We start from the raw sequence: 12,358 nt of genomic DNA, 5'->3' as shown, positions 1-12,358 counted from the left end.
GAAAGCCGCCCCGAACCTCGGGGCGGCGGAGTCGTGACGGGTCTGGCGGGAGCGCCGCGAGGAACGCGCGGCGCGGAAGGAAGACCCGCCGCCCCATGAGGGGGCGGCGGGTCTACCGACGGATCACTTGCGCGGCTTCTCCCGCATCTCGAACGTCTGGATCGTGTCGCCGACCTCGAGGTCGTTGAACGAGCCGAGCCCGATACCGCACTCGAAGCCCTCGCGGACCTCGGTCGCATCGTCCTTGAACCGCTTGAGCGACTCGACGGTCAGGTTGTCCCCGACGACCGCACCGCCGCGCAGCACGCGCGCCTTGGTGTTGCGCCGGATCTCGCCCGAACGGACGATCGAGCCCGCGATGTTGCCGAACTTCGAGGAGCGGAAGATCTCGCGGATCTCGGCGGTGCCGAGCTCCGCCTCCTCGTACTCCGGCTTGAGCATCCCCTTGAGGGAGGCCTCCACGTCGTCGATCGCCTGGTAGATGACCGAGTAGTAGCGGATGTCGACACCCTCGCGGTCGGCCAGGGCCTCCACGCGCTCCGCGGGCTTGACGTTGAAGCCCAGGATGATCGCGTTGTCGACCGTCGCGAGGTTGACGTCGTTCTGCGTGATCGCACCGACACCGCGGTGGATGATGCGCAGCTCGACCTCGTCGCCCACGTCGATCTTGAGCAGCGCGTCCTCCAGCGCCTCGACGGCACCGGAGACGTCGCCCTTGAGGACCAGGTTGAGGGTCTCGACCTTGCCCTGCTCGAGCTGCTGCTGGAAGTCCTCGAGGCTGATGCGCTTGCGACGCTTGGCCAGCGTCGCGGCACGCTCCGCCGCCTCGCGCTTCTCGGCGATCTGCCGCGCGGTGCGGTCGTCCGGCGCCACGATGAACGTGTCGCCGGCCCGCGGCACGGACGTGAGCCCGAGCACCAGGACCGGACGCGCCGGCTCCGCGGCCTCCACCGTGTCGCCGTGCTCGTCGAACATCGCACGGACGCGGCCGTAGGCCGTGCCGGCGACGATCGAGTCGCCGACGTGCAGCGTGCCGGACTGGACCAGGACGGTCGCGACGGCGCCGCGACCCTTGTCGAGGTTCGCCTCGATGGCCACGCCGCGCGCGTCCTTGTCGGGGTTCGCCCGCAGGTCGAGGGCGGCGTCCGCCGTCAGCAGCACGGCCTCGAGGAGGTCGTCGATGCCCTGGCCCTGCTTCGCCGAGACGTCGACGAACATCGTGTCGCCGCCGTACTCCTCGGCCACCAGGTTGTACTCGGTGAGCTGCTGCCGGATCTTGGCCGGGTTCGCGCCCTCCTTGTCCACCTTGTTGACCGCCACGACGATCGGCACGTTCGCCGACTGGGCGTGGTTGAGCGCCTCGATGGTCTGCGGCATCACGCCGTCGTCCGCGGCCACGACGAGGATCGCGATGTCGGTCACCTTGGCACCGCGGGCACGCATGGCGGTGAACGCCTCGTGGCCCGGGGTGTCGATGAAGGTGATCGCGCGGTCCGTGCCCTCGTGCTCGTGGCGCACCTGGTAGGCGCCGATGTGCTGCGTGATCCCGCCGGCCTCGCCGGAGATGACGTCGGTCGAGCGGATCGCGTCGAGCAGCCGGGTCTTTCCGTGGTCCACGTGGCCCATGACGGTGACGACCGGGGGCCGGGCGGCGAGCTCGTCGTCGCCCTCCCCCTCGAGCTCGGCATCGAGGTCGATGTCGAACCCACCGAGGAGCTCACGGTCCTCGTCCTCCGCCGAGACCATCTCGATCTGGTAGCCGAGCTCGTCGCCGAGCGAGCTGAACGTGTCCTCGTCGAGCGACTGCGTCGCGGTCGCCATCTCACCGAGGTGGAACAGCACCGTGACCAGGCTCGCCGGGTTCGCGTCGATCTTGTCGGCGAAGTCGCTCAGCGAGGAGCCCCGGCGCAGCCGGATGACGGTCGAGCCGTCGCCGCGCGGGACCTGCACGCCGCCCAGCGAGGGGGCCTGCATCTGCTCGAACTCCTGGCGCTTCGCGCGCTTGGACTTGCGTCCACGCACGGGGCGCCCTCCAGCACGCCCGAAGGCACCCTGAGTGGAGCCACGACCGGCGCCGCCACGACCGCCGGGGCGGCCGGCGAACCCGCCGCCCGGGCGTCCGCCGAAGCCTGCGCCGCCGGCGTTGCCGCCGCCCGCGCCGCCGCGACCGCCGCTGCCACGACCCCCGGGGGCCGGACGGTCACCGGGACGGCCGATGCTCGACTTGCCGGGCATCATGTTCGGGTTCGGCCGGGCGCCGCCGCCGGGGCGCGGGGCCGGACGGGGGCCGCCCGGACGCGGGCCGCCGGAGCGCTCCGCGCCTGCCTCGCCACGGTCCGAGCGCTCGGGGCGCTGCCCCGGACGGGGCATCCCCTGGCTCGGGGCGAACGGGTTGTTCCCCGGACGCGGCTGTGCGGGACGCGGGCCGCCGGAGCGCTCCGCGCCTGCCTCGCCACGGTCCGAGCGCTCGGGACGCTGCCCCGGACGGGGCATCCCCTGGCTCGGGGCGAACGGGTTGTTCCCCGGACGGGCGGCGCCGCCGGAACGCGCCGGACGCGCCGTCGGCTGCGCCGCAGGGCGCGGGGCGCGCGGCGTCGGGGCCGCAGGCGCGGGAGCGGCCGCAGCGGCGGGCTCCGTCGTCTGCGCCGCGGGGGCGGGCTCGGCGACGGGGGCCGGCGCGGCCGCGGGGGCCGGCGTCGGCGCGGTCTGGGTCGCGGCGTCCGAGGACGTCGCGGGTGCCGCGGACGGCTTCGCCGCGGGCTTCGGGGCCGCCATGCGCGCGGCGGGCTTCGGCTCCGCCGTGCTCGCGCCGTTCGCCGGGTACTGGTCACGGATCTTGCGGACCACCGGCGGTTCCAGTGTCGATGATGCTGAACGGACGTACTCTCCTGCTGCCTTCAGCTCGGCGAGCAGGGTCTTGCTCTCCACCCCGAGCTCCTTCGCGAGCTCGTAGACGCGGACCTTTGCCACAACTCTCCTGTCTCGGCCCGCCCCGGACAGGGAGGACCGTCGTTAGTACCGGGTGCTCATCGCTGAGTACTCATCGGGTGCCCATCGGCTTCTGACCCGCTTCCTTCTCGACGTGTCGTGCATGTCGGTCCGTCCCGGCGAGGATCTCCTCGACGGCCTCGGAGCCGGCCGCTCCCGGCGCACGCAGCGCGCGCTGGAACGCCCGGCGCCGCAGCGCCAGGTCGACGCAGCGCGGGTCGTGATGGACCCAGGCGCCCCGACCGGGGGACGAGCTCGTGGTGTCCACGACGAGCCGGGGCTCCTCGTGGGACGTCGTGCGGTCGACGACCACACGGGCGAGGACGGACCGCTGGTCACGCTCCCGGCAGCCGACGCACGTGCGCACCGGACCTTGGGGGTCCGAGGCAGGGGACGACGACCGAGCACGCGGCCCGTTCTCGTACATCTTAGCGCGTCGCGCCACCGGCGGTCAGGCGTCCCCGGCGGCGGGGCCGTCCTGGGCGCCGCCCTCGTCCGAGCGGATGTCGATGCGCCAGCCCGTCAGCTTCGCCGCGAGCCGCGCGTTCTGACCCTCCTTGCCGATCGCGAGGGACAGCTGGTAGTCCGGGACGACCACGCGCGCCGACCGGGCCTCGGCGTCCACGACCGTGACCGAGGTCACTCGCGCCGGGGACAGGGCGTGGGCCACGAGCTCGGCCGGGTCGTCGCTGTGGTCGACGATGTCGATCTTCTCGCCGTGCAGCTCCGCCATGACGGCACGCACCCGTGCGCCCATCGGGCCGATGCACGCACCCTTGGCGTTCAGCCCGCGGACCGTCGAGCGGACCGACACCTTGGTGCGGTGCCCCGCCTCGCGCGCGACCGCGACGATCTCGACGGACCCGTCGGCGACCTCGGGGACCTCGAGCTCGAACAGCTTGCGGACGAGTCCCGGGTGCGTGCGGCTGAGCGTGATCTGCGCACCCTTGGATCCGCGGGCGACCTCGACCACGAGCGCTCGCAGGCGCTCGCCGTGCACGTAGTCCTCCGTCGGGACCTGCTCGTGCGCCGGGAGCACCGCCTCGACGTCGCCGAGGTCCACCAGCACGGTCCGCGGGTCGCGCCCCTGCTGGATGATCCCGGCGAGCACCTCGCCCTCCTTGCCGCTGAAGGCGCCCAGGACCTGGTCGTCCTCGGCGTCGCGCAGCCGCTGGACGATGACCTGGCGCGCGGTCGCGGTCGCGACGCGTCCGAAGTCCGCCGGCGTGTGGTCGAACTCCGGACCCAGCTCGACCGGGGCCCGGTAGCCGTCCTCGTCCGGCTCCGGCGTCGAGACGACCTCGCGCGCCCAGACGGTCACGTGACCGCTCGTCCGGTCGAGCTCGACGCGGGCGCGCGAGTACGCGTCCGGGGTCCGCTGGTAGGCCGAGAGCAGAGCCTGCTCGATCGCCTCCACCAGGACGTCGAGACTGATCTCGCGCTCCCGCTCGAGCAGCCTCAGGGTGCTCATGTCGATGTCCATCGATCAGTCCTCCTCGTCCTCGGGGCCGAGGTCGGCCTCCGCCATGCGCTTGAGCTCGACCTCGACGTGCGCGTCCGCGACGTCGGCGAGCGGGATCTCGTGCCGGGCGCCGGTGCCCGCGCCGGCCGGTCCGTCGTCGGCCAGGACGAGGACGCCGTCGACCACGTCCTGGACGCGCGCCGTCGTCGTGGCACCGCCGCGCGTCACCACGCGGGCGAGCCGCCCACGGGCACGGCGGAAGTGGCGCGGCTCGCTCAGCGGCCTCGACGTGCCGGGCGTGCCCACCTCGAGCGTGTACACGCCGGGCACCACGTCGGTCGCGTCGAGCACGTCCGACACGGCCCTGGAGACGTCCGCGACACGGTCCAGGTCGACACCGCCGAGCTCGTCCTCCGGCAGGTCGACGACGACGCGGACCACGCTGCGGCTGCCCGCGCGAGAGACGCTGACGTCCTCCAGGAAGAGACCCGCACCGGCCACCACCGGCTCCACGGCCTCGCGCACCGCGTCCTGCGTCTGGTTGGACATCGTCTTCGCTCCTGTCGGTCCTGCGCGCCCACCGGGCTCGGACTCGACCGGTGTGTTGTTGTGCGGGGTCAAGCCTAACGACTCGGGGGCGCCGACCGTGACAAGATCGGCCACGATGCACCCCACACGCGCAGCACGGACGACCGCCGGCGAGGACCGCGAGACGCCCAGGCTCCGTCGGCGCGAGCGAGGCGCGGTGGCCGGCGTGGCCGCACTGGTGGCCGTCGTCGCGCTCGGGGGGTGCGGCGTGCGCGTCGACACCCCGCCGCCCGCCGAGCCCTCCCCCGGGCCGCACGAGGTGATCCGGTCCTCCGCGGTCACCGACGCGCTCCAGGTCGAGCAGCTCGCCCGCACGCTCGGCGACGAGATCGCCTCGGGGGACGCGCCGGGTGCGGCCGACGGCGAGGCGGCGCTCCTCGGCCAGATCGCCGACTTCGCGTCCCAGCACGTGGCGCAGCTCGGGGGCGTCTACCGCTCCGGGCTGCCCGGCTCCGCAGGAGCCGCTCCGGGCGAGACCTCGACGAGCGCGACGGGCACCCCGGACGTCGCCGACGTGGACGCCGGCGACGTGCTCGACGCCCTGGCCGGCGCCTCCGTCCGGGGACGGGCCGGCGCGGACTCCACCCGGGACGGGGCCCTCGCCCGGCTGCTCGCGTCCGTCTCCACGTCCCAGATCGTCTCGGCCGGCCGGCTCGCCGACCTGGTCGGGGCGCGCATGCCGGCCACGATCGTGCCGGGCGACCCGGCGCTGCCGGAGAAGACCCCCGCCGGGCTGGCCGCCGCGGACCTCGCCACGCTCGTCGCGTCCGAGGACGCCTCCGGCTACACCTACGAGGTCGAGGCCGCGCGCTCGACGGGCTCGACCCGCACGCGGGCGGTCCGGCTCGCCGCCGCGCACCGGGACCGCGCCGAGGGCTGGGCGCGGCTCGTCGACGTCGCGGGGGGCGCGCAGGACCCCCGCCGCGTGGCCTACCAGATCGAGGGCACGTCGGCGAAGAAGACGGGCCGCGGGCTCGAGTCGTCGCTGGCCACGACCTACGCCACGCTCGTCGGCGAGGCCGCGCCCGTGCACCGTGCCGCCCTCGTCGACCTCATGGCCGAGGCCACGCGCGACGCCGGCACCTGGGGCGCGGCCCAGCTCCCGTTCCCCGGCATGCCGGAGCGCGCCGCGGACTGAGGACCGCGTCGCCCGGCTCAGCCGGCGACGGCTGCCTCCACGCGGGCGAGGACGTGCTCGAGGACCTCGTCGACCGGGACCTGCACGGCGTCGTCCCCGGCGCGCGAACGCACCTCCACGAGCCCGTCCGCCAGCCCACGGCCCACCACGACCACGAGCGGGACCCCCAGCAGCTCGGCGTCCTTGAACTTCACGCCGGGCGAGACCTTCGGCCGGTCGTCGTAGAGCACCTCGGCGCCTGCCGCCTGCAGCTGCAGGGCGAGCGCCTCGGCCGCATCGAAGACCTCCGCGTCCTTGCCCGTGGCGACCAGGTGCACGTGCGCCGGGGCGACGTGCGCGGGCCAGGCGAGGCCCTTCTCGTCGTGGTTCGCCTCGGCGATGGCGGCGACGGCACGGGTGACCCCGACGCCGTAGGAGCCCATGGTGACGGTGACGGCCTTGCCGTTGACGTCCAGGACCTTCAGGTCGAGGGCCTCGGCGAACTTGCGGCCGAGCTGGAAGACGTGGCCCATCTCGATGCCGCGCGCGGTCTCGAGGACCCCGTCCCCGTTCGGGCACGGGTCGCCGGCCCGGACCTCGGCCACCTCGATCGTCCCGTCCGCGGTGAAGTCGCGACCCGCGACCAGGTCGACGACGTGCCGTCCGGGCTCGTCGGCGCCCGTGACCCAGCGGCTGCCCTCGACGACGCGCGGGTCGACGAGGTAGCGGATCCCCGACGAGCGCTCCTCGCCGAGCGCCCCCGGACCGATGTAGCCCTTGACCAGCGCCGGGGCCGCCGCGAAGTCCTCCTCGCCGAAGGGCACGAGCTCCGCCGGGTAGAACGCGGCCTCCATGCGCTTGGCGTCGACCTCGCGGTCGCCGGGGACGCCGATGGCGACGCCCTCGGTCGTGCCGTCCGGGTGGGTGAGCCGGAAGAGCACGTTCTTCAGCGTGTCCGCCGCGCCCCACGGGCGGTCGTCGCGCGGCAGCGTCCGCTCGAGGTGCGCGACGAGCGAGTCGATGGTCGGCGTGCCCGGGGTGTCCTCGACGTGCGCCGCGGGGGCGTCGTCGTAGGGCACCGGCTCGGGGACGGGCGTGCGCGCCGCCTCCACGTTCGCCGCGTACCCGCACGCCCGGCACTCGACGTAGGTGTCCTCGCCGATCGGGGACTTGGCGAGGAACTCCTCGGACCTCGAGCCACCCATGGCGCCGGCGTGCGCCGAGACGATCACGTACTCGAAGCCGAACCGGTCGAAGATCCGCCGGTAGGCCGCACGGTGCTTGGCGTAGCTGGCCTCCAGGCCCGCGTCGTCGACGTCGAAGGAGTACGAGTCCTTCATGACGAACTCGCGCCCGCGGATGAGCCCCGCGCGCGGGCGCGCCTCGTCCCGGTACTTCGTCTGCACCTGGAAGAGGGTCAGCGGCAGGTCCTTGTAGGAGGAGAACAGGTCCTTGACGAGGAGGGTGAACATCTCCTCGTGCGTGGGCGCGAGCAGGTAGTCCGCCTTCTTGCGGTCCTGGAGCCGGAACAGGTTCGGGCCGTACTCCGTCCAGCGGCCGGAGACCTCGTAGGGCTCGCGCGGCAGCAGCGCCGGGAAGTGCACCTCCTGGCCGCCGATCGCTTCCATCTCCTCGCGGACGACGGCCTCGACCTTCGCGAGCACCCGCAGCCCGAGCGGCAGCCAGGTGTAGATGCCGGGCGCGGCGCGACGGATGTATCCCGCCCGCACCAGCAGACGGTGGCTCGCGACCTCGGCCTCCGCCGGGTCGTCGCGCAGGGTGCGCAGGAAGAGGGTGGACATGCGCAGGAGAGCCGGCGGCCGCGCGGCCGCGAGGCGAGCTGAGGACATGCGGACAGCCTACCGGCGGGCCAGCATGGGACCGTGCCCGAGCTCCCCGAGGTCGAGGCCCTCGCGCAGTTCCTCGACGACCGCGCGCAGGGCAGGACGGTCGTGGCCGCCGACGTCGCGGCGATCGCCGCGCTGAAGACGTACGACCCACCCGTGAGCGCCCTCGTCGGGCGCCGGGTCGCGGGGGTCGCACGGCACGGCAAGTGGCTCGACGTGGGCTTCGGTCCCGCCGCGGGCACGGCCGACGACGACGCCCCGCTGCACCTCCTCGTCCACCTGTCCCGCGGCGGGTGGGTGCGCTGGTCCGAGAAGGCCCCGACGACGCCGGTGCGCCCGTCCTCGAGCCGCGGCGGCACCCGCGCCGCACTCGGTCTGCGCGTCCGGCTCGACGACGGTTCCGGGTTCGACGTGACCGAGGCGGGGACGCGCAAGCGGCTGGCGCTGCACGTGGTCCGCGGCCCGGCGCAGGTGCCGCAGGTCGCCTCGCTCGGCATCGACCCGCTCTCGGCGGCCTTCACCCCGGACGCGCTCGCCGGGCTCCTCGCCGCCCGGAACCAGCAGGTCAAGGGTCTGCTGCGCGACCAGGGCGCGATCGCCGGGATCGGCAACGCCTACTCCGACGAGATCCTGCACGTGGCCCGGACCAGCCCGTTCCGGCTGACCCGGACCTGGTCGGGCGACACCGACGCCGTCGACCACCTGCACCGCGCCGTCGTCGACGTGCTCACCGAGGCGGTCGCCACGTCGTCGGGCAGGCCGGCGGCCGAGCTCAAGGACGCGAAGCGTCGCGGCATGCGCGTGCACGGGCGCACCGGCGAGGCGTGCCCGGTCTGCGGCGACGTGGTGCGCGAGGTCTCGTTCGCCGACCGCAGCCTGCAGTACTGCGCGACCTGCCAGACCGGCGGCCAGGTGCTCGCCGACCGCCGGATGTCCCGGCTGCTGCGCTGACCGCGTCCCGCGCGGCCCTCAGAACAGCACCGTCGCGTACGTGCCGACCTGCTCGAAGCCCACGCGCCGGTACGTGCGCAGCGCCCGCTCGTTGTAGGAGTTCACGTACAGGGAGACGGTCGGCGCCACCGACGCGCGGGTGAGCTCGACGACCGCGGCCATGCCCGGTGCTGCCGCGCCCCGGCCCCGGTGACGCGGGTCGACCCACACCCCCTGCACCTGCGCGACCTGCGGCGTCGCCGCGCCGATCTCGGCCTTGAACACGACGGGGCCGCCCGCCGTGCCCGCGTCGCGGCGCACGAAGGAACGCCCGTCCCGGACGAGCGCGCGCACCCGGTCCTCGTAGACCCGCCCGTTGCCCGAGACCGGGGAGTAGCCGACCTCCTCGACGAACATGCGCACGCACGCCGGCAGCACCACGTCGAGCTCCTCGACCCGCGAGCGCCGCACCTCAGGGTCGGGCGGGACGTCGGGGACGCGGTCGATCGCGAGCGACGGCTGGTCGTCGCGGACCTCGCGCGCGGCAGGCCAGTGCACCGAGAGCCGCCGCCAGAGGGCGAGGGCGGCGTCCCGCTCCCCCACGATCGAGGAGCTGCGCCGCCCGTGGCGCAGGGCGAGGGCGGCGAACGCCTCGGCGACCTGGTCGGGGTCCGGCCCACCGGCCGGCGAGGACACGGGGACCACCGGGACGAGGTTCGCGCCCGCCCAGCACACCGCCTGCAGCGGCCCGGTCGCCGGGTAGCCCCAGACGGCGCCTCCCGTGGCGCGCAGGCCGGTGCGGCTGGCCTGCAGGATCCGGTTCGCGGCGAGCACGGACGCCACCGGGTCGAGCGCGCACAGCCGCAGGGCCTCGGCCAGGTCCGTGTCGCGGAGCGTGCGCCCGCCGTGCCGCGGCTGGGCCGGCACTCAGCCGACGCTCACTGTGGGCGCGCCCGCCTGGGCCTCGCCCTGCGGGGGCATCTGCTCCGCGATCCGCATGGCCTCGTCGATCAGCGTCTCGACGATCAGCGCCTCGGGCACGGTCTTGACGACCTCGCCCTTGACGAAGATCTGCCCCTTGCCGTTCCCGGACGCGACGCCCAGGTCTGCCTCGCGCGCCTCGCCCGGGCCGTTCACGACGCAGCCCATGACCGCGACCCGCAGGGGCACCTCCATGCCCTCGAGTCCGGCGGTGACCTTCTCGGCGAGCGAGTACACGTCGACCTGCGCGCGTCCGCAGGACGGGCAGGAGACGATCTCGAGCTTGCGCGGGCGCAGGTTGAGCGACTGCAGGATCTGGGTCCCGACCTTCACCTCCTCGACCGGCGGCGCGGACAGGGAGACCCGGATCGTGTCGCCGATGCCCTGGCTCAGGAGGGCGCCGAACGCGGTCGCCGACTTGATCGTGCCCTGGAATGCGGGCCCCGCCTCGGTCACGCCGAGGTGCAACGGCCAGTCCCCCGCCTGCGAGAGCAGCTCGTACGCGTGCACCATGACGACGGGGTCGTTGTGCTTGACGGAGATCTTGAAGTCGTGGAAGCCGTGCTCCTCGAAGAGCGAGGCCTCCCACCGCGCCGACTCCACGAGCGCCTCGGGGGTCGCCTTCCCGTACTTCGCCAGCAGGCGCCGGTCGAGGGAGCCGGCGTTCACGCCGATGCGCAGGGACACGCCCGCGTCGCTCGCCGCCCGCGCGATCTCCTTGACCTGGTCGTCGAACTGCCGGATGTTGCCGGGGTTGACGCGCACCGCCGCGCACCCCGCGTCGATCGCCGCGAAGACGTACTTCGGCTGGAAGTGGATGTCGGCGACCACGGGGATCTGCGACTTGCGCGCGATCGCCGGCAGGGCGTCCGCGTCGTCCTGCGTCGGGACGGCGACCCGGACGATGTCGCAGCCGGCCGCGGTGAGCTCCGCGATCTGCTGGAGCGTGGCGTTGACGTCCGTGGTGGGGGTCGTCGTCATCGACTGCACGCTGACCGGCGCGTCCCCCCCGACGTCGACGGACCCGACCCGGATCTTGCGCGTCGGACGGCGGGGTGCGAGCACCGGCGCGGGGGCTTCGGGCATTCCGAGACTGATGGGCTGGCTCACCCGACCAGTATCCACCCCGGTCAGCCGATCGTGACGGGGTTCACGATGTCCGCGTAGATCAGCAGCCCGCCGACGCCGACGAGCACGACGAACATCACGTACGCCACCGGCATCATCCGCGCGACGTCCGCCGGACCGGGCCGCGGAGCGCCCCGAACGCGCGCGACCTGCCGCTTCGCGCCCTCGTAAAGGGCGTTGACCACGTGCCCGCCGTCGAGCGGCAGCAAGGGGATGAGGTTGAACACGAACAGGGCCACGTTCAGGGACGCCAGGAGCGAGAGCAGGAAGGCGAGCCGGTCGACGACCGGGGAGTCCGACTCGGCGGCGTCCACCGCGATGCGCCCCACCCCGACCACGCCCATGACCGACGTCGCGTCGCGCTCCTGGCCGCCGAACGCCGCCTCCGCCACGCCGACGATCTTCGCGGGGAGGGTCACCACGACACCGGCGGTCGCCGCGACCTGGTCCCAGACCGCACCCGGCACGGACGAGACCGGCTGGGACACCCGCTCGGAGGTCGGCGCGAGGCCGACGTAGCCGCCGGGCCGGGTGACCGGGTCGCCGTCACCGTCGACGACGGGCGTGCCCGCGGCGGAGACCACCTGGCGCTGGACCGGCGCCGGGGTGACGGTCAGGGTGGTCCGCGCGCCGCCGCGGACGACGTCGACCTCGGTCGGGGTGCCCGCCGCGCCGTCGATCAGCCCGACCATCTGGTCCCACCCGGTCACGGCCGTGCCACCGACGGCGACGATCTCGTCGCCCGGCTCGAGGCCCGCCGCCGCCGCGGGAGACTGCGGGTCGTCCGCCGTGCAGGTCGAGGGGGCCGTCGTCGCGCTCGTCGAGGTGACGCACGGGACCACGGAGGCGACGGTGGTCGTCGCCGTCGGCAGGCCGATGCCCACGTCCACGACGAGCAGCAGGACGAGGGCGATGACGAGGTTCATCACTGGCCCGCCGAGCATCACGACGACCTTCTTGGGCGCCGAGAGGTGGTAGAACGCCCGGCCCTCCTCGCCGGGCCGGACCTCCTCGGTGCTCTGCTCGCGCGCGTCCGCCACGAGCCGTCCGAAGAAGCCGGTGGGCCGGTCCGCGGCAACGGCGCCCGCCGGCGCCGGCGGGTACATCCCGACCAGGCGGACGTACCCGCCGAGCGGGACCGCCTTGAGGCCGTACTCCGTCTCGCCGCGCACGCGCGACCACAGCGTCGGGCCGAACCCGACCATGTACTGGCTCACGCGCACGCCGAACCGCCGGGCCGGCACCATGTGCCCCACCTCGTGCAGCGCGATCGACGCCAGCACCCCGACGACCACCACGACGATCCCGACGATCATG

The 12,358-nt window shown here is 74.2% G+C and carries 10 protein-coding genes; 2 read left to right on the top strand and 8 right to left on the bottom strand.

The window, feature by feature from the left end:
• Window positions 1-123 precede the first annotated feature (123 nt).
• The 4 genes from infB to rimP all read right to left on the bottom strand — a co-directional run bounded on the left by infB (window position 124) and on the right by rimP (window position 4,999).
• Window positions 124-2,970, bottom strand: a complete 2,847-nt coding sequence (gene infB / locus EDF32_RS05665) for a translation initiation factor IF-2 (RefSeq protein WP_123307523.1) — start codon at window positions 2,968-2,970, stop codon at window positions 124-126.
• 70 nt (window positions 2,971-3,040) lie between these two features.
• On the bottom strand, window positions 3,041-3,301 hold the full coding sequence (locus tag EDF32_RS05660; RefSeq protein WP_233565726.1) for a YlxR family protein: 261 nt from the start codon (window positions 3,299-3,301) through the stop codon (window positions 3,041-3,043).
• A gap of 138 nt (window positions 3,302-3,439) precedes the next feature.
• Window positions 3,440-4,471, bottom strand: a complete 1,032-nt coding sequence (gene nusA, locus EDF32_RS05655) for a transcription termination factor NusA (protein ID WP_123307521.1) — start codon at window positions 4,469-4,471, stop codon at window positions 3,440-3,442.
• A 3-nt stretch (window positions 4,472-4,474) separates the two neighbouring features.
• Window positions 4,475-4,999 carry a ribosome maturation factor RimP gene (gene rimP, locus EDF32_RS05650; RefSeq protein ID WP_123307520.1) on the bottom strand — a complete coding sequence of 175 codons (525 nt, stop codon included), beginning with the start codon at window positions 4,997-4,999 and terminating at the stop codon, window positions 4,475-4,477.
• 205 nt (window positions 5,000-5,204) lie between these two features.
• Here rimP and EDF32_RS05645 point away from each other — a divergent pair, with 205 nt between their 5' ends.
• Entirely contained in the window at window positions 5,205-6,176 is a 972-nt protein-coding gene (locus tag EDF32_RS05645) for a DUF4439 domain-containing protein (protein WP_148061568.1), read from the top strand.
• Window positions 6,177-6,193: 17 nt separating this feature from the next.
• Here EDF32_RS05645 and EDF32_RS05640 read toward each other — a convergent pair whose 3' ends face one another.
• Entirely contained in the window at window positions 6,194-8,005 is a 1,812-nt protein-coding gene (locus EDF32_RS05640) for a proline--tRNA ligase (protein WP_233565725.1), read from the bottom strand.
• A 33-nt stretch (window positions 8,006-8,038) separates the two neighbouring features.
• On the opposite strand from EDF32_RS05640, the gene EDF32_RS05635 reads away from it, so the two are divergent.
• The gene (locus EDF32_RS05635) at window positions 8,039-8,953 is read left to right on the top strand and encodes a DNA-formamidopyrimidine glycosylase family protein (RefSeq protein WP_123307518.1); all 915 of its coding nucleotides are present in this window, start codon (window positions 8,039-8,041) and stop codon (window positions 8,951-8,953) included.
• A gap of 18 nt (window positions 8,954-8,971) precedes the next feature.
• On the opposite strand, the gene EDF32_RS05630 is transcribed toward EDF32_RS05635, so the two are convergent.
• The 3 genes from EDF32_RS05630 to EDF32_RS05620 are packed head-to-tail and all read right to left on the bottom strand — an operon-like array spanning window position 8,972 to window position 12,357.
• On the bottom strand, window positions 8,972-9,859 hold the full coding sequence (locus EDF32_RS05630) for a DUF4081 domain-containing GNAT family N-acetyltransferase (RefSeq protein ID WP_123307517.1): 888 nt from the start codon (window positions 9,857-9,859) through the stop codon (window positions 8,972-8,974).
• Window positions 9,860-10,999 carry a flavodoxin-dependent (E)-4-hydroxy-3-methylbut-2-enyl-diphosphate synthase gene (gene ispG / locus EDF32_RS05625; protein ID WP_199734825.1) on the bottom strand — a complete coding sequence of 380 codons (1,140 nt, stop codon included), beginning with the start codon at window positions 10,997-10,999 and terminating at the stop codon, window positions 9,860-9,862. It lies immediately after the preceding gene.
• A 44-nt stretch (window positions 11,000-11,043) separates the two neighbouring features.
• On the bottom strand, window positions 11,044-12,357 hold the full coding sequence (locus tag EDF32_RS05620; protein ID WP_370449928.1) for an RIP metalloprotease: 1,314 nt from the start codon (window positions 12,355-12,357) through the stop codon (window positions 11,044-11,046).
• Between the last annotated feature and the right edge of the window lies 1 nt (window position 12,358).

Source organism: Cellulomonas sp. PhB143 (genome assembly GCF_003752595.1).
GTDB lineage: Bacteria > Actinomycetota > Actinomycetes > Actinomycetales > Cellulomonadaceae > Paraoerskovia.
The sequence above is the reverse complement of the archived record's forward strand: the minus strand, read 5'-3'. Positions and strand labels throughout refer to the sequence as shown.